The following is an 18,413-nucleotide window of genomic DNA, read 5'->3' as shown; positions in this document are numbered from 1 at the left end:
CCGTATGGACACCCGAGCGCTATCGACCTCCAGGACCGTGATTCCGGCGCGCGCCGATTCCAGGCGCGCGGCGGGAGGCGCGGCGGTGTTGCTGGGATGGCTGCTGGTCGCCGCAGGCGTGTCCGCGCAGACCTATCCGGCGAACCTGGGCAACACGGCCACGGTGACGCTGCCGCCGACGGTGACCGATCCGCAACCGGGCAACAACAGCGGCACCGATACCAACGCGCTGGCGGCCGAGGCCGCGCTCACGGTCGACAAGACCCTGCTGACCGCCTCGCCGGTCGTCACCGGCGGCACGGTGACCTACCGGATCACCCTCACCAACGCCGGGCCTTCGGCGGCGCTGGGCGCCACCCTGGCCGATACCGTGCCCGCCGAATTGAGCAACGTCGGCTGGACCTGCGCGGCCAGCGCCGGATCCAGCTGCGGCGCCGCCAGCGGCACCGGCAACGTCGCGCTCACCGTGAACCTGCTGGCGGCCGGCACCATCACCGTCGACGTGACCGGCACCGCGCCGCTGACCACGCCATCGACGATCGGCGCCAACACCGCCACGGTCACCCCGCCGCCGGGCACCACGGATCCCAATCCCGCCGACAACACCGACACCACGCCGCCGGTGCCGGTCGCCGCGCGCCCGATCGTGGCGGTCGCCGACAGCGCCGGTCCGGTCAACGGCATCACCGGCCAGGCCAACGTGGTCAATGTATTGACCAACGACACCCTGGGCGGCGCGCCGGTGGTGCCGGCCCAGATCACCTTCGCGCCGGTCAGCACCGCGCAGTTGGTCGTCAACGCCAACGGATCCGTGGACGTACCCGCCGGCACCGCCAACGGCACCTACACCACCACCTACCAGATCTGCGAGATCGCCAATCCCGGCAACTGCGACGACGCGGTGATCACGGTGACGGTCAATTCCGCCGCGACCATCGACGCCGTCGACGACCCGCTGCCGCCGCAGGCGGCCGGCAGCATCGCGCTGACCGCGAACGTGCTCGGCAACGACACCCTGGCCGGCGCTCCGATCATTCCGGCGCTGGTCACGCTGACCTCCACCCCGAGCGGCCCGCTGACGATCGCCGCCGATGGCGCGGTGACACTGGATCCGGCCGCGACGCCGGGGACCTATTCGGCGACCTACCAGATCTGCGAAACCGCGGTTCCCAGCAACTGCGACAGCGCCACCGCGACGGTGCGCGTGGTTCCGCCGATCGACGCGGTCGCCGACGTGGCCGGCCCGATCAACGGCGCCACCGGCGCGGCGTCCCTGCTCAACGTGCTGGGCAACGACAGCGCGGGCGGCGCCACGCCCGCTTCGCTGGCGACGGTAAGCCTGGTTGGCGCCGGCACCGCCGCGATCGTCTTCAACGCCGACGGCACCGTCACCGTGCCTCCCGGCACCGCCGCCGGCACGCACACCGCCAGCTACACGATCTGCTACCTGGACGCGCCGACGGTCTGCGACACCGCCAGCGTCCAGATCACGGTGGTGACCCCCGGCACGCTGGTCGCCAACGATGACGCCTTCAGCGGCATCAACGGCGTCACCGGCAATCCCAACGCCGGCAACGTGCTGGGCAACGACACCCTCGACGGCAATCCGGTGGCGCCGGGCGACATCGTGCTGACGCCCACCAACGCCGGTCCGGTCACCATCGCCGGCGACGGCACGGTGAGCATCGCGCCGAACACGCCGGCCGGCGTCTACACGCCGAGCTACCAGATCTGCGAAGCGGCGGTGCCGGACAACTGCGACACCGCCACGGTGACCGTGACGGTCTCGACCATCGACGCGGTGACCGACGCGCTCGGTCCCTCGCCGGCGGGCGGCAACGCGGGCAACGTGCTGACCAACGACTTCGTGGACGGCGCGCCCGCCACGCCCGGCGCGGTCACCCTGACCCAGACCGGCGGCGGCCCGGCGCTGACCATCGCCCCCGATGGCACCGTCACCATCGCGCCCGGCACGCCCGCCGGTCCGCTCAGCGGCGGCTACCAGATCTGCCAGGTCGCGCAGCCGACGATCTGCGACAGCGTGACGATCACCGTCACGGTCGCGGCGGGCACGCTGATCGCGGTCGACGACGCGCTCGGTCCGGTCAATGGCGGCACCGGCGGCGCGGCCGCCGGCAACATCCTGGACAACGACACCCTCAACGGCGCGCCGGTGACCGCGCCGCAGGTGACGGTGACGCCGCACGACGTGGCCCCGATCACCATCGGCACCAACGGCACCGTCTCGGTAGCCGCCGGCACCGCGGCCGGCACCTATACCGCCACCTACGACCTGTGCGAGGTCATCAATCCGGGCAACTGCGACACCGCGACCGTGACCGTCGCGGTCAGCACGCTCGACGCCGTCGACGACACCCTGGGTCCGGTCAACGGCGGCATCGGCGGCAGCGCGGGCAACGTGCTGACCAACGATCGCCTCGACGGCGCGCCGTTCGCCACCACCGCGGTGACCCTCACCCCAAGCAACACGCCGGAGCTGACCATCGGCGCCGACGGCACCGTGACCGTCACCGCCGGCACCGCGGCCGGCACCTACACCGCCAGCTACCAGATCTGCCAGGTCGCGCAACCGGCGATCTGCGATAACGCGGCCATCAGCGTCAACGTGATCGTCAACGCCGCGCTGAACGCGGTCGACGACGGCTTCGGTCCGATCGACGGCGTCACCGGCAGCACCAACGCCGGCAACGTGCTCGCCAACGACACCTTCAACGGCGCGCCGGTCTCGCTGGCCAACGTGGTGTTCACGCCGAACGCCAGCGCTCCCGTGGGCATCGACGCGAACGGCGTGGTCTCGGTGCCGGCCGGCACGCCCGCCGGTGTCTACAGCGCCAGCTACCAGATCTGCGAAGCCGGCAACCTGTCCAACTGCGACAGCGCGCAGGTGACGGTCACCGTGCAGGTGCTGGCCGCGATCGACGCGATCGACGATGGCCCGTACCTGGTGAACGGCGCCACCGGCAACGCCAGCCTCGCCAACGTCCTGGACAACGACACCTTCAACGGCGGCGCCGTCGCGCCCGGCAGCGTCGGCCTGGCCAGCACCGCCGCGCCGCCACTGGCCATCGACGCCAGCGGCGTCCTGTCGGTCGCCGCCGGCACGCCGGCCGGCCCGCTCAGCGCCACCTACACGATCTGCGAGACCGGCCATCCGGCCAACTGCGACACCGCCACGGTCAACGTGACGGTGGTGGTGGTGGACGCGCTGGACGACAGCCTCAGCCTCGCCAACGGCGCGGCCGGCGGCACCGCCGGCAACGTGCTCGGCAACGACCTGGTCAACGGCGCCCCGGCGTCCGTCGCCAACGCCACCGTGAGCGCGACCGCCACCGCGCAGCTGAGCATCGACGCCAACGGCAACGTGATCGTCGCGCCCAACACTCCCGCCGGCGCCTACACCATCACCTACACGCTGTGCTCGCTCAGCGCGCCGACGATCTGCGACGGCGCCAGCGTCACCGTGAACGTGCTGGCCGGTCCATTGCCGATCAGCGCGGGCAACGACAGCGGTTCGGCCGGCGGCCGCAACGGCGGCACCCCGGTCGCCAGCGTGCTCGCCAACGATCAGCTGGGTGGCGGCACGCCGGCGATGGCGGACATCGTCCTGACCCAGACCGTCGCGCCCGCGCATCCGGGCATCGTGCTGGACACCGCCAATGGCGCGGTGACGGTGGCGGCGGCGACGCCGGCCGGCAGCTACACCCTGCAATACCGCATCTGCCAGGCCATCGCGCCGGCCAACTGCGCCGACGCCAGCGTGGCGATCACGGTCAACCCCGCGCTGGTGGACGCCCTCGACGATCCGGCCGGCCCGGTCAACGGTCTGACCGGCGCCACCGGCGTGGTCAACCTGCTGGCCAACGACACCCTCGACGGCGCGCCGGTCGTGCCGTCGGAAGTGAACTTCACCGTGCTGTCCGCCGACGCGCCGCTGACCGTGCAGGCCAACGGCCAGGTCGACGTGGCCGCCGACACGCCGGCCGGCAGCTACACCGTGACCTACCAGCTGTGCGAGGCGCTCAATCCGGCCAACTGCGATCAGGCCACGGTGACCGTGCAGGTGCAGGCCGCCGCCATCGACGCGGTCGATGACCTCGCGCCGGCGCCGGTGGGCTCGGTGGCCGGTGGCCAGGCCATCGCCAACGTCGCGGCCAACGATCTGCTCAACGGCGCGGCGGTGAATCCGGCCCAGGTCGAACTCACCCAGACCGCCATCACCCACGCCAACGTGCAGTTGCAGGCGGGCAGCGGCGCGGTGACGGTGCTGCCGCGCACGCCGGCCGGCACCTACACGGTGAGCTACCGCCTGTGCGAACGGCTCAACCCCGCCAACTGCGACACCGCCATCGCCAGCCTCGCGGTCGCGTTGCCGGCCATCGACGCGCAGGACGATGCCGCGCCGCCGATTCCCGGAGGTGTGGCCGCCACCGGCGTGCTCAACGTGCTGACCAATGATCAGTACGACGGCGGCGCGGTGACGCCGGCCAGCGTCATCCTCGCGCCGCTGGTGCAGGGTCCGTTGACCCTCAACGCCGATGGCGGCGTGGACGTGGCCGCCGGCACGCCGGGCGGCACCTATACGCTGACCTACACGCTGTGCGACGCCATCAACCCGGCCAACTGCGACAGCGCCACCGTGACGATCGTCGTCAACGCCACCGCGATCGCCGCGGCGGACGATGCCGGACAGACCGCGCAGGGCGCCGCGCTGGTGATTCCGGTGCTGGTCAACGACAGCTACGCCGGCGCACCCGCCGACGCCACCCGCCTGCTGGTGCAGAACCTCACCACGCCCGCGCACGGCACGGTCGCGGTCAATCCCGACGGCAGCGTGACCTACACGCCGACCGGCTACTTCAGCGGCGGCGACAGCTTCCAGTACGACGCGTGCGAGCGGGCCGTGCCCGGCAACTGCGCCACCGCCACGGTCACCGTCACCGTGCTGGCCAACACCGTCACCGCGGTCGACGACCAGGCGCGCGCGCGCCAGGGACCGGTCGCGATTCCGGTGCTGGCCAACGACTCGGTCGGCCATGCGCCGCTGGACCCGGCCTCGCTGACCGTGCTGGTCGCACCGGCCAACGGCCAGGTGGCCTGTGCGCAGGGCATCTGCACCTACACCGCGCTGCCGCGCTACGTCGGCCAGGATCGATTCGAGTATCGGGTGTGCGACGTGTCCGTGCCGACGCCGGTGTGCGCGCAGGCCAGCGTGCTGATCGACGTGCAGGCCGAACCGGCGACCCTGCGCCTGAGCAAGACCGCCGCGCAGCGCACCGCCCGCATCGGCGATCTGGTCCGCTACACGCTGCGCATCGACAACGTCGGCGACGTCGACGCGGAACAGGTCAACCTGCTCGATCGCCTGCCCGAGGGCTTCGTGATGGTGCCCGAATCGCTGCAGGTGCTCGACGGCGACACCGCCGGCGCCCTGTCCAACGCACGCCCGCTGCGCATCGGCGCGCTCGACATCGCCGCCGGCCGCAGCGCCACCGTGATCTACGTGCTGCGGGTGGGCGCGGGCGTCGGCCCGGGCGTGCACACCAACCGCGCCATCGTCCGCGACGACGACGGCGCCGCGCTGAGCAACGAGGCCACCGCCGATGTGGAGGTGACCGGCGATCCGCTGCTCGACGACAGCCTGATCATCGGCAGCGTCTTCCACGACGCCAACGGCAACGGCCGCCAGGAACCCGGCGAGCGCGGCCTGCCGGGCGTGCGCCTGGGCACGGTCGAGGGCCTGCTGATCGAAACCGATCGGTACGGCCGCTTCCACCTGGCCGGCATCGACGGCGGACGCTGGGCGCGTGGCCGCAACTTCCTGATCAAGGTGGACGCCGCGACCCTGCCGCCGGGCAGCCGCTTCACCACCGAGAATCCGCGCGTCCTGCGCATCACCCCCGGCGTGCCGGTGCGCTTCGACTTCGGCGTGCAGGTGCCCGGCATGCCGCTGGGCGGCGGCACCACCGAGGTGGACATCGATCTGGGCGAGGTGTTCTTCGCCACCGGCAGCGCGGAGATTCCGGCCGGACACGCGCCGCTGTTCGAGCGGATCGCCGGGCGCCTGCGCGAGGGCGAAGGCGGCCGGGTGATCATCACCGCCGAGGCCGATGAACTGGTGCTGGCCTTCCACCGCGCCACCGCCGTGCGCGCCGCGCTGGACGCGCGGCTGACGCCCGAACTGCGCCAGGCCACCGCGATCGAACTGCGCACCCAGGTGGACGGCCAGACCGCGCTGGTCACCCTGGATCAGGACATCGGACTGGGCAACCTGCTGTTCGACACCGACAGCGCCGACCTCCGGCCACAGTACCGGCCGCTGCTGGACGCCATCGCGCAGCGCATCGAACAGGGACCGGACGTGATCGTCAGCATCGCCGGCCATGCCGACGCGCGCGGCACCGACGAACACAACCTCCGCCTGAGCCGCCATCGCGCCGACGCGGTCGCCGCGGCGCTCGCCGACCGGCTTTCGCCACGGGCGCGCACGCGCCTGCGGGTGGAAACCGGGCCGCACACACCCACCGCGGCACGCGGGGAAGGACGCTGAGGGGGACATGATCATGGATATCAGGAAGCACATCCCGAGCCGCGTCGCCCTGGCCATCTGTGGCCTGTCGCTCGCCTGCGGGGCGCTGGCGCAGACACCCTCGCCGGCCACCGCCGCAGCACCGGCGCCGCAACCACAGTGCGACACGCACGGGTGCCGCAACGAGCACGGCGCGCTGTTCCGGATCAGCGCGCATGGCGAGAACCAGCCCGTCGCCGTCGGCGACGACGCGGTCGCGCTGCAACGGAACCGGCGGGTGGAAACCGTGACCGCGCAGACCTACCAGGGCACCAGCCAGGTGCTGGCCGAGGGACAGGCCAGCATCAGCGGGCATTTCACCGTGGATCTGCCGCAGGGCGGCACCCTGTGGGCCACCGAGGATCCGGCGCTGGGCCAGCCCATCCTCAACGTCCAGGCCGGATCGCTGGCGCCGTTCGAGGATGGCCGCATCACCCAGCCGGTGCGCTTCCACGCCTACAGCAACTACGCCGCGTTCTACGACCGGTTGCAGGTGATGATCTATCGCGGCGACGACACCGATCGGGTGACCCCGCTGGCCACCGTCACCCTGCCGGTCGGCGCGGTGACCGATGCGCGCTGGGACGGCGCATTGCCGGCCGGGCTGCGCCTGCAGGCGGGCGACGTCCTGCAATACGTCGCGCGCGCCCGCGCGCCCGACGGCAGCTTCGATGAAACCCATCCGCGCCGCATCCAGCTGGTGACGCCCGGCGACTACGCGCGTGGCGCGCAGGTGCTGCGGGACGAGGTGCAGCGCAGCCATGCCGACAACCTGGACGCCGCCACCGCCGAGTCCGTGCAGATCATCGAGTCGATCTACGGCAGGAGCGATCTGCGCCTGCGCAACATCCCGGTGTACGGCTCCCGCGTGCGCATCCTCGGCCGCGACATTCCCGAAGGCATGCAGATCGTGATCGATGGCCAGGGATTCCCCATCGACCAGGAGCGCAAGTTCGTCGCCGAATTCCTGCAACCGGTCGGACCGCACCGCTACCAGGTGCAGGTGAAGTCGTCGCAGGGCCTGATCGCCGACACTCCGCTGGACGTGGACGTCAGCGGCCGCTACGCGTTCGTCACCGCGCTGGCGGATCTGACCCTCTCGCGCAACCAGGCCAGCGGCGGACTGGACACGCTGGCCAGCGACATCCGCCAGGACGACGGCTTCCTGCGCGAAGGCCGGCTGGCCTTCTACGCCAAGGGCAAGTGGAAGGGCCGCTACCTGCTCACCGCGCAGGCCGATACCTGGGAGAACGAACTCGATCGGCTGTTCGACGGTTTCCTGGATGCGCGGCCGACCGACATCTTCCGCCGCCTGGATCCGGATCTCTATTACCCGGTGTACGGCGACGATTCGCGCACCTGGCGCGACGTGGACACCCAGGGCAAGTTGTATCTGCGCCTGGACTGGGATCAGAACCAGGCGCTGTGGGGCAACTACGCCACCGGCTTCACCGGCACCGAGTACGCCCAGTACAACCGCGCGCTGTACGGCGCGGCGTTGAACTGGCGCTCGAACGCGGCCACCGCGCTGGGCGATCCGCGCAGCCTCCTGAAGGTATTCGGCGCCGAGGCGCGCACCGCGCTCGGCCACACCGAGTTCCTCGGCACCGGCGGCAGCCTGTACTACCTGCGCCACACCGACGTGCTGCCCGGATCCGAGCAGGTGGTGATGGAAGTGCGCGATCCCACCACCGGCCGGGTCGAGGCGCGGGTGAACCTGCAACCGGGCGTGGACTACGAAATGGATGATCTGCAGGGACGCCTGTTCCTGACCCGCGCGCTGTCGCAGATCACCCGCGAGAACGTGCGCACCCTGACCCGCGACACGCCGCTGGACGGCTATCGCCAGGTGCTGCTGGTCGACTACGAATACGTGCCGTCCGGATTCGACTCCGACGACGTCACCGTCGGCCTGCGCGGACGCCAGTGGCTGGGCGATCACGTCGCGGTCGGCGCGACCTATGTCGACGAGAACCGCAGCGGCGACGACTACTCGCTCAAGGGCGCGGATCTGACCCTGCAGGCCGGGCGCGGCACCTACCTGCGCATGGAAGCCACCCGCAGCGAATCCACGGTCGCGCCGATCTTCTATTCCGACAACGGCGGCCTGAGCTTCATCCAGCGCAACCCGGTCGGCGGCGCGCGTTCCGGCGACGCCCGCATGGTCGAGGCGCGCGTGAATCTGCAGGAACTGGGCTGGACCCGCCGCGAATGGTCGATGGGCGCCTGGTGGCGCGACGTCGACGCCGGCTTCTCGATCGGCCGCCAGGACACCGGCCTGGCGATCGAGGAATACGGCGCGGAATTCCTCGGCCACCTCAACGACGACTTCAGCCTGTACGGACGCTACAGCCACGCCTCGCACGGCGCGCAGGAACTGGAGCAGACCCAGCTGACCTTCGACTGGCAGCTGACCGAGGACGGCCGCTTCGGTGGCGAACTGCGCCACCTGAGCGAACGCGACGGCGGTCGTGACGCCGACGCCACCCTGCTGGCGCTCAGCTATCGCCAGCGCTTCGGCGACAAGTGGGAACTCTACGGCGTCGGCCAGTACACCCTGGACGACGACGATGGCCGCTACGACCGCAACAACCTGCTCACCCTGGGCGGCAAATACCTGTTCGGCGATCGCTCCAGCATCGGCGCGGAGGTCAGCAGCGGCAGTCGCGGCCACGGCGGCAAGCTGGACGCGGAATACCGCCTGAGCCCGGATCACACGCTGTACGGCGCCTACCACTACAGCACCGATCGCACCGAGCGCGACGGCCTGTTCGACAGCGCGCTGCAATCCGGCTGGACGCTGGGCCAGCGCTGGCGCCTCAACAACCAGGTCAACGTCTACAACGAGAGCCAGTACCTGCGCGACAACCGCCGAGACGGCGACGGCATCGTCCACACCTTCGGCCTGGATTTCCGGCCCGCGCCCGGCTGGAACCTCGGCTTCACGGTGATGGACGGCGAACTGGACGCGCGCGACGGCCGGGTCGATCGGCGCGCCTACAGCGTTAGCGGCGGCCGCACCGATGCGCGCACCGACTGGTCGAGCAAGCTGGAGTACCGCCGCGATCGCGGCGCCGAACAGCGCACCCAATGGGTGACCACCAACCGGCTGTTCTACCGGGTCGACGAGGACTGGCGGCTGGCGCTGCGCGCCAACTACGCCGACACGAAGGATGATCTCAATCCCGCCGCCGGCGCGCGCCTGGCCGAAGCCAACCTGGGCTTCGCCTGGCGCCCGCACGACAACACTCGCTGGGCCGCGTTCGGCAAGTACACCTATCTGTACGACCGCGCTTCGCCGGGCCAGGAAGAGGCCGATCAATACGACCAGCGCTCGCACGTGCTGTCGTTCGAAGGCACGGTGCAACTGGATGACCGCTGGCAGCTGGCCGGCAAATTGGCGGGCCGCTGGGGCGACTACCGGATGGGGCGCGGCGGCGGCGCCTGGCTGGACAGCCGCACCGACTTCGCCGCGCTGCAGGTGCGCTACCACTTGATCGGCCGCTGGGACGGCCTGGCCGAATACCGCTGGCTCAAGGTCCGCGATGGCGGCGACCGGCGCGGCTGGCTGGTCGGCCTGGATCGCCAGATCCGCGAGAACTTCAAGGTCGGCGTGGGCTACAACTTCACCGACTTCAGCGGCGATCTGACCCAGCTCGATTACCGCTACAAGGGTTGGTTCCTCAACATCACCGGGTACTACTGACGTGCGGTGGGCGGCCTGGTGATCCCCTCTCCAGCCAGCCGTCGCCGCACGTCAGTTCCGTTGGTCGTTCGCGGTGAAGCGGACAGGCACGGATGCGACCCCATCCCGACCTTCCCCCGCGTGCGGGGCAAGGGGCATGCCCGGCCTGACGGCATTCAGCGCTCCGGGCGGCGGATCACTTCCGGGCCCGCGCCATGCGTGGCGCGCGAGCGCCGCAGGAAGGCGATGAACTCGGCGGCCCGCAACGGCCGCGAAAAATACCAGCCCTGCGCATAGCCCACTTCGCGCGACCGCAGGTAGTCCCGCTGCGCCTGCGTTTCCACGCCCTCGGCGACGATGTGCAGATCCAGCGCGCGCGCCATCTCCACGATGTGCGCGGTGACCGGACTGGTGGCGGCCTCCAGGCCGATGGTGTCGACGAAGGACTTGTCGATCTTCAGCGCATCCAGCGGCAGGTCCTGCAGATGGCGCAGGCTGGAATAGCCGGTGCCGAAATCGTCGATGGCGACCGAATGGCCGGCGGCGCGCGCCTGCGCCAGGGTCAGCCGCGCGGCCTCGATGTCGATGAAGCCGCGTTCGGTGGCCTCCAGCCAGATCTGATCGGCGCGGATCCGCGTGCGCGGCAGCACTTCGTCCAGCACGCGCAGGAAACGGCCGCTGCGGATGTCCTCGGCGCCCAGGTTGATGGCGATGTGCAGCGAACGGTCGGCGGCCAGTTCGGCTTCCAGATCCGCGACCACGCCATCCAGCACCTGATCGGTGATCGGGGCGATCCACCCGCTTTCCTCGGCCAGCGGGATGAAGCTGTCCGGCGGCACCAGCGCGCCTTCACGGCGCCAGCGCACCAGCGCCTCGGCGCCGACGCACGCGCCGCTGCGCAGATCCACGATGGGCTGGTAGTGGACGACGAACTGGCGGCGCCGCACCGCGCGCTCCAGTTCCGCCAGCGGCGACAGGCGCTGCCGGATCAGCCAGGTGGACAACGCCGCCAGCGCGGCCAGCACGATCAGCGCCAGCGGCAACAGCTTGAGCTGCTCCCCGCGCAGGCGCCCGGCGACCGCGGCCAGCGGACGCGCGGCGAGGGCCTCCCAGCCGTCGCGGCGGGACACGCCATACAACTGCCCCGCCACCGTGCCGCCGGATGCGTCTTTCCCCACCCGCGCCAGCAATGCTTCCACCGCGGGCGAGGCGGCGGTGAGCGGCTGATCGCCGGGCGCGTGCAGCGCGATCCGCACGTCGTCCTCGGCCAGCACGTCGACCAGTCGTTCGGGATTGACCAGCGCGCTGTAGCTGCCCCGGTGCAGCACCAGCATCGGCGGCGCGTTGCGGATGCGCGGCTGCACCCGCGTGCTCACGCCGATGGCGCCGACGGTGGTGAATTCGATCGCGGCGCGCGGAACCTGCTCGCGCAGGGCGCCCCACGAACTGCATTGCAGGCGTCCGTCCCGGAAATAGCCCACGTCCTCGGCCGAGCGGGTGTCGAGGGTGGCGCGCCGCAGTTCCTCGATGTGCCGGGGCGAACATGGCGTCGCGGTGGAACGCTCGAGTTCGTCGAAAGCCTCGTCGACTTCTTCGAAGGCGGCGCGGGCGCGCTCGATCGCGCGCGCGGCATGATCCTGCAGACGCGACTGTTCCTGGCGAAGGCCGGATTGCCAGCCCAGGTATCCCATTCCCGCGAGCGCGGCCAGACTGGCGGCGACGGCCAGGCCGACGCCGAGCAGCAATACACGTTCCCTGTACATGCGGCGATCCGGTTCAGCGGAGGCGACAGGTTAGGTCGCCGTCCGCCCGTTGCCAACCGCATGCCCGGGCGGACCGGGCGATCGCGCGTCAGCGCCCGGCCGCCAGCGAATAGGGCACCCGGAACACGTCCACGCCGCTCCGCTCGTCGCGCCTGCCGGAGAACAGCAGGTGATCCGGCCGCGACCAGTCCAGCATCGGCGCATAGCTGTCGTAGCGGGGATGATTCGCCTCGCCGTCCAATCGCCGGCCCGGACCATAGCCCGCCGGTCCGGCGGTGGTGACGAACAGATCGACGCGATCGCGGCGCAGGTCCGCGGCGCGGGTAAAGACAATCGTGCTGCCGTCGCCCAGGAAAGTGGCGTCGAACTCATCCGCGTCGGTGTTCACGCCGCCCGCCAGCGCGCGCGCCGGGGCGAAGCCCGCGTCCGTGCGCGCGGCGACGTACAGATCCTGGCGACCGGCGCCGCCGGCGCGATCGCTGGAGAACAGCAGGCGTTCGCCATCCGGCGAGAGCATCGGCGCGAACTCGTTGCCGGCGCTGTTCACCGCCGGCCCCAGCCACTCCACCGCGCCGAACGCGTCACCGCTGATCGCCACCCGGTACAGATCGTCGCCGCCCAGGCCACCGGGCCGATCCGAGCAGAAATACAGCTGGCGTCCATCCGCCGAGAACGCCGGATCGAAATCGCGCCCCAGCGTGTTGAACGGCGCCGGCGCCGGCGGCGACCAGCCGGCGTCGCTCCGGCGCGAGATCCACAGATCGTAGCCACCCGCGCCGCCCGGCCGATCCCGGCTGAACCAGATCGCGGTGTTCCCATCCGGACTGAGGGTCAGCCGCACTTCGCTGAAAGTGGTGGACACGACGTCCGGCGCGAAGCGCTCGATCGGTCCGGTGAGGGTGATCGCCGGCGGCTCGCCGCCACCGGCCAGGGCGGTCCACAGGCATACCGCCATCCATCGCATCGTCATCGCCATCGCTTCAGGCCATCCGGGTGAAATCGCTGATCCAGTCGGTGTCCCAGCTCGTGCCGCCGTCGCTGGACGTCGCCTGCTCCCAGCGCGCCGAGCGCGGCGTGATCCGCGACCAGATCACCCGGCTGCGGATCGCGCGACCGTCGACGATCTCCTCGCCCGTGAGCACGCCCTCGCCGTTGCGGAAGCCTCCGCGCAGCGGAGCGCCGATGCGATCCGGCATGCGTCCGTCCAGCCACCAGCTCGACCACTCGCCACGCACCGGATCCCAGGCGCGGATGCCCATGCCGCGCAGATCGCCGCCCGGCATCCGCATCAGGTTGTCGCCGACATTGCCGAAGCCGCCCAGCACCGGCCAGTTGTGGAACGTGCCGTCGAATTCGTCCCAGCGATCCGCGCGCGACAGGCGCGGGCGCCGACGGTGGCGCACCTGCCATCGGCCCGCCAGGAAGTTCCAGTCGTCCGGCGCGTCCGCCAGCCGCGGCAGCGGCGCGGGCTCGGCCGCCGTGCGGGTGAACCAGTTGCGCCAGTTGACCTCCCAGTGGGCGCCGTCGTCGCCGGAGAACGCCTGTTCCCACCACGGCCGCGCGCCGCGGATGTCGTGCCAGCGGAAGCGCATGAGGATGGGTTTTCCGCGCAGGGTGTCGCGTCCGACGAAGGTTCCGCCGTCACCCTCGAAGCCACCGCGCACCGGCGGTTCGATATGGGTCGGATTGCGCGCGTCCAGCCACCAGATCGCCCATTGGCGCGTGCCCGGGTCGAACGCGCGGATGCCCAGGCCGCGGTAGGTGCCGCCGGGCAGTTCCATCTCGTTGTCGTCGATGGTGCCCAGTCCATCCAGGGTCAACCAGGCCGCGCTGCGCCCGCCGAAGCTCTCCCACTCGTCGCTGCCGGCCAGCCGCTCCTTCAGGCGCCGGTGCTGCACGTTCCAGTTGCCCCGCAGCCAGCGCCAGTCCTGGCGCGGGTCGGCGGTCGTTCCCGCGCCCGCCGGCGTCGTCGCCAATGCCGGCCACGGCAGCAGCGACGCGGCGCCGGCGGCGAACGCCGTCAGTACGCGGCGGCGGCCGATGTCGGTGCCGGCTTCGATTCCGGTTTCGCGGGGGAGGATGATCGACATGGCGGACCCGACGGTGGCGAGGATTCAACGTCATCCTGCCGCGCCGTCGCGGCCGTTGACCACGCGAACATCGGTGCCCAGACTAAGCCGCACTTATGGTCGGTGAACACCGCTTTCCTTCGCTTGCCGCCATCCGCGCCTTTGAAGCGGCCGCGCGGTCGGGCAGTTTCGCGCGCGCGGCCGAGGAACTGGACACCACCGCCGCCTCGGTCAGCTATCACGTCCGCCGGCTGGAACAGCAGATCGGCGCGCCGCTGTTCGTGCGCGGGGCCAACCGCGTCCAGTTGACCGAGTCCGGCGAGATCGTCGCCCACGAGGCCATCCGCGCGTTCGCCGCGCTGCGCGCCAGCTTCAGCCGCGCCGCCGCCATCAATGAAGCCCGCCTGTCGCTCACCACCCTGCCGACCCTGGGCGCCAGCTGGCTGACGCCGAAACTCGGCGGTTTCCGCCAGCGCCATCCGGAGATCGCGATCGAGCTGGACCTGTCCGCCACCGCCGAGGATCTGGCCGGCGGACGCTTCGACGCGGCGATCCGCAACGGCCACGGGCAATGGCCGGGCCTGCGCAGCGTCGAACTGTTCCCGAGCATCTTCATGCCGCTGTGCGCGCCGGCACTGAAGGCCGCCGCCGCCGATCTGGCGACGCCGGAACGATCCCCGCCGGTGCCGCTGCTGGGCCGGCCGGACTGGTGGACGCTGTGGTTCCGCGGCCTCGGCAGCGAGACGCCGCTGCCGCCCGAACGCTTCGCCACCCAGCTGTCTGCCGAACACCTGGACATCGCCGCCGCCATCGCCGGCCAGGGCATCGCCATCGGTTCGCCGCTGCTGTTCCATGACGAAATCGCCACCGGCCGGCTGGTGCCGGCGCACCCGCACGTCGCCGGCGATGGCCGCGCGTTCTGGTTCACCTATCCGGTGGCGCGCCACGCCAGCCGCAAGATCGCCTGCTTCGGCGAATGGCTGGAAACCGAAGCCGCGCGCGCGCGCGAGGCCGCGCGCGGCTGGCTGCGGGTGGCGCGCATCGCCGGTGCGTGAGCGCGGTCAGGGCGTGGTCGCCTGGCGCAGATCCAGCTTGTCCCGCGGCGGCGGCTGCACGCGCAGCGCCTGGAGCCGGCACACGTCCACGTTCTCGTAGACCATCCGCTGACCGGTGCGGAAGGTGAAGCGCACGTCGTAGTGGCACTGGTTTCCGCGCAGTTCCACGGTCGAGGAATCCCCGCCGCCGCGCACCCGCTCGCCCAGCGCCAGCTCGCGGAACTCGCCGCTGCCGGGCGCGGCCACTTCCAGCCGTTCGACGCTGTCGTGGGCGCGGTTGATCAGGGACAGATAGCGGATCCCGTCCGGGGTCGCGGGCGAGGCGGACACGCCGAAGGGAACGGCCAGGAACACCGCGACGAACGCGGCAACCGGCAGGCAATGACGCAGGCGCATGATGGATTCTCCGGGGCAGCCGGCCGCCACCGTGGCAGCCGTTGCGCGCATCAGGCGCCGTCCCGCGCACGCCCGGCAACGGAGATGGGACGAATCGTCGTGGCCGCGCTCCCAATCGTAGTGATGCGGCCTTCGCTTTTTCTTTGCGCCGGAGTGCGCTTAGGATGCCCCTGCTCCTCCGCCAACGACCCGCCGCCGCGCCGCATGAAGATTCGTCTGGGAACCATCGAAATCGGCCTGGCCCGCTACCTCGCGCTGTGGTTGCCGGTGACCCTGGTGTTCGTCGTGCAGGGCATCATCGACGACCTGGCCTCGGGCCACCTGTGGGCGCTCACGGATTACCTGCGCTGGTCGATCATCGTCTGGTACATCTGGGCCGCGCTGGCGCCGTGGGTGTTCCGCCTGGCCGAACGCCATCCGGTGCAGCCGCCGTATCGCGCCGGGCCGCTGCTGTTCCATCTGTTCGCCGCCAGCGGCCTGACCCTGCTGTCGATGGTGGCGGGCGCCTTCATCTCGACCTTCTTCGAGCCCAGTTCCTTCGGCGAACAGCTCTTCCAGTTCTTCACCAAGTACATCACCATCGGCGTGGTGACCTACTGCGCGCTGGTCGCCATCCAGCATTCGCTGCGCTTCCAGGCCGAGAAGGCCCGCCGCGAACTGGAGGCCAGCCAGCTGGCCACCGAACTGGCGAAGTCGCGCCTGCAGGTATTGAAGACCCAGCTGCAACCGCACTTCCTGTTCAACACCCTGCACGCCATCGTCACCCTGCTGGACGAGGACAAGGTCAGCGCCGAGGACATGCTGCTGCGCCTGAGCGAACTGCTGCGCGCGTTCCTGGAGGACTACGACGGCCAGGAGATCAGCCTGCGGCGCGAACTGGCCCTGCTGGATCTGTACCTGGGCATCCAGCGCAAGCGCTACGGCGACCGCCTGACCACCCAGATCTACATCGCCCCGGACACGCTCGACGGCGCGGTGCCCAGCCTGCTGCTGCAACCGATCGTCGAGAACGCGATCCGCCACGGCATCGGCCTGCGGGTGGGTGACGACCGCATCGAGATCGAGGCGCGCCGCGAGGGCGATCAACTGCTGCTGGAAGTACGCAACGGCAACAGCACCCTGGAAAGCGAAGGCCGTCCCGGCGGCCACGGCATCGGCCTATCCAACACCCGCCTGCGCCTGCGCGAGCTGTACGGGGACGACGCCGATCTGCGCCTGGACATGATCTGGCCGCAGGGCGTGGCCTGCCGCATCCGCCTGCCGTTCCGCGAGCTGGTGGACAGCGACGACCAGGCCGAGGGCCCGCCGGAGCACGTGCCCGCATGAGCATCGGCGTGCTGGTGGTGGACGACGAGCCGATCGCCCGCCACGCCATCGTGCGCCAGCTGCGCGCGGATCCGGACATCGACCTGCTGGGCGAATGCGGCGACGGCGCCTCGGCGGTGGCGGCGATCCGCGCGCAGTCGCCGGATCTGGTGTTCCTCGACATCCAGATGCCGGCGATGACCGGCATCGAGGTGATCGACGCCATCGGCAGCGAACGCATGCCGGCGATCGTCTTCGTCACCGCGTTCGAGCAGTACGCGGTGAAGGCGTTCGAGGCCAACGCGGTGGACTATCTGGTCAAACCGTTCAGCCGCGAACGCTTCGCCGCCACCCTCGGCCGCGCCAAGACCCGGCTTTCCGTCAACACCGGCAACCCGGGCACCTCCACCCAGATCCTGCGGGCGCTGGAGGATCTGCGCCAGCGCGACGCGTGGCTGCAACGGATTCCGGTCCGGGTCGACGAGCACGTGGTGCTGGTGCCGGTGGACGACATCGTCTGGATCAAGGCCAACCGCAACACGGTGGAACTGCATCTGGCCGACCGCGTGCACGAACTGCGCGAGACCATGGCCGCGCTGGCCGAGCGCCTGGATCCGCGCCACTTCGCCCGCATCCATCGTTCGGCGATCATCAACGTGCGCCGGGTCAAGGCGATCCATCCGTGGTTCAACGGCCATCACGTGGTTACCCTGGACACCGGGCAGGAACTGCGGATGAGCCGCTACCAGCACGAAGCCTTCCTGCGGCTGGTGACCACGCGGCAGGCGGAGCGATAGCGCGCCGCCGCGCGGTTCCCGCCGGCCCCTGACCGGATCAGCGCGGGCGCTGCGAAGGATGAGGCAAAGCGACCGGCCGCGCGGGTGCGGGCCGCGCCGGAGCGTTCTTCTGGAGCGCGCGCGTGTCCGCGCGCACGCCTTTCGTGACGGGGACGGGCGGCCGCGACGGGAGCGCGCCGGCGGTTCGTCCCTGCGATGCGTCCACGAGCCGCGCGTCCATCGCATCGTGCCGGATGGCGAACACCGACACGGCTTCGGCCAGCCCCTGCGCCTGCTGCTCCATGCTGCGCGCGGCGGCGGAGGCTTCCTCGACCAGGGCCGCGTTCTGCTGGGTGGTCTCGTCCATCTGGGTGATGGTCTGGTTGACCTGCTCGATGCCGGCGGATTGTTCCTGCGAGGCGGCGGCAATCTCGGCCATGATGTCGGTCACCCGCTGCACCGAGGCGACGATTTCGCCCATGGTCGCGCCGGCCTGGTTGACCAGCGCCGAGCCGGTGGACACCTGGTCCACCGAGGCCTCAATCAGCCCCTTGATTTCCTTGGCCGCGTTGGCCGAGCGCTGGGCCAGGGTGCGCACTTCCGAGGCGACCACCGCGAAGCCGCGACCCTGTTCACCGGCGCGGGCCGCTTCCACCGCCGCGTTGAGCGCCAGGATGTTGGTCTGGAAGGCGATGCCGTCGATGACGGCGATGATTTCGGCAATCTTGCGCGAGGCCGCTTCGATGTCGCGCATGGTGGTGACGACCTGGCCGACGAC

10 protein-coding genes are annotated in these 18,413 nt (G+C 70.8%); 5 read left to right on the top strand and 5 right to left on the bottom strand.

The features are described from left to right. Window positions 1-4: 4 nt before the first annotated feature. Both ACTHN1_RS15560 and ACTHN1_RS15555 read left to right on the top strand, forming a co-directional pair. Window positions 5-6,568, top strand: a complete 6,564-nt coding sequence (locus ACTHN1_RS15560; protein WP_440471849.1) for an Ig-like domain-containing protein — start codon at window positions 5-7, stop codon at window positions 6,566-6,568. A 13-nt stretch (window positions 6,569-6,581) separates the two neighbouring features. After that, the gene (locus tag ACTHN1_RS15555; RefSeq protein ID WP_440471848.1) at window positions 6,582-10,292 is read left to right on the top strand and encodes a hypothetical protein; all 3,711 of its coding nucleotides are present in this window, start codon (window positions 6,582-6,584) and stop codon (window positions 10,290-10,292) included. A 155-nt stretch (window positions 10,293-10,447) separates the two neighbouring features. On the opposite strand, the gene ACTHN1_RS15550 is transcribed toward ACTHN1_RS15555, so the two are convergent. From ACTHN1_RS15550 to ACTHN1_RS15540, 3 genes are all read right to left on the bottom strand, one after another. After that, window positions 10,448-12,034 (bottom strand): EAL domain-containing protein, encoded by a 1,587-nt coding sequence (locus tag ACTHN1_RS15550; RefSeq protein WP_440471847.1) that lies wholly within the window; start codon window positions 12,032-12,034, stop codon window positions 10,448-10,450. A gap of 88 nt (window positions 12,035-12,122) precedes the next feature. Continuing rightward, window positions 12,123-13,004: a TolB family protein gene (locus ACTHN1_RS15545; protein WP_440471846.1), complete on the bottom strand. Its 882-nt coding sequence runs from the start codon at window positions 13,002-13,004 to the stop codon at window positions 12,123-12,125. 10 nt (window positions 13,005-13,014) lie between these two features. Continuing rightward, entirely contained in the window at window positions 13,015-14,124 is a 1,110-nt protein-coding gene (locus ACTHN1_RS15540; protein WP_440471845.1) for a hypothetical protein, read from the bottom strand. A gap of 95 nt (window positions 14,125-14,219) precedes the next feature. Here ACTHN1_RS15540 and ACTHN1_RS15535 point away from each other — a divergent pair, with 95 nt between their 5' ends. Next, window positions 14,220-15,158 (top strand): LysR substrate-binding domain-containing protein, encoded by a 939-nt coding sequence (locus ACTHN1_RS15535; RefSeq protein ID WP_440471844.1) that lies wholly within the window; start codon window positions 14,220-14,222, stop codon window positions 15,156-15,158. A 6-nt stretch (window positions 15,159-15,164) separates the two neighbouring features. Here ACTHN1_RS15535 and ACTHN1_RS15530 read toward each other — a convergent pair whose 3' ends face one another. Then, complete coding sequence (locus tag ACTHN1_RS15530; RefSeq protein ID WP_440471843.1) at window positions 15,165-15,554, bottom strand: hypothetical protein; 390 nt, start codon at window positions 15,552-15,554, stop codon at window positions 15,165-15,167. A 204-nt stretch (window positions 15,555-15,758) separates the two neighbouring features. Here ACTHN1_RS15530 and ACTHN1_RS15525 point away from each other — a divergent pair, with 204 nt between their 5' ends. Both ACTHN1_RS15525 and ACTHN1_RS15520 read left to right on the top strand, forming a co-directional pair. Then, window positions 15,759-16,880: a sensor histidine kinase gene (locus ACTHN1_RS15525; RefSeq protein WP_440471842.1), complete on the top strand. Its 1,122-nt coding sequence runs from the start codon at window positions 15,759-15,761 to the stop codon at window positions 16,878-16,880. Beyond that, entirely contained in the window at window positions 16,877-17,656 is a 780-nt protein-coding gene (locus tag ACTHN1_RS15520) for a LytR/AlgR family response regulator transcription factor (RefSeq protein ID WP_440471841.1), read from the top strand. Before ACTHN1_RS15525 ends, ACTHN1_RS15520 begins: the two co-directional genes overlap by 4 nt. 37 nt (window positions 17,657-17,693) lie before the next feature. On the opposite strand, the gene ACTHN1_RS15515 is transcribed toward ACTHN1_RS15520, so the two are convergent. Beyond that, window positions 17,694-18,413, bottom strand: a 720-nt coding sequence (locus ACTHN1_RS15515; RefSeq protein ID WP_440471840.1) for a methyl-accepting chemotaxis protein, incomplete at its 5' end; no start/stop codon positions are given.

The sequence above is a fragment of the Pseudoxanthomonas sp. genome, from assembly GCF_051953815.1.
Lineage (GTDB): Bacteria > Pseudomonadota > Gammaproteobacteria > Xanthomonadales > Xanthomonadaceae > Pseudoxanthomonas_A.
Note: the sequence above shows the minus strand (reverse complement) of the source record. Positions and strands in the feature narration are given on the sequence as shown.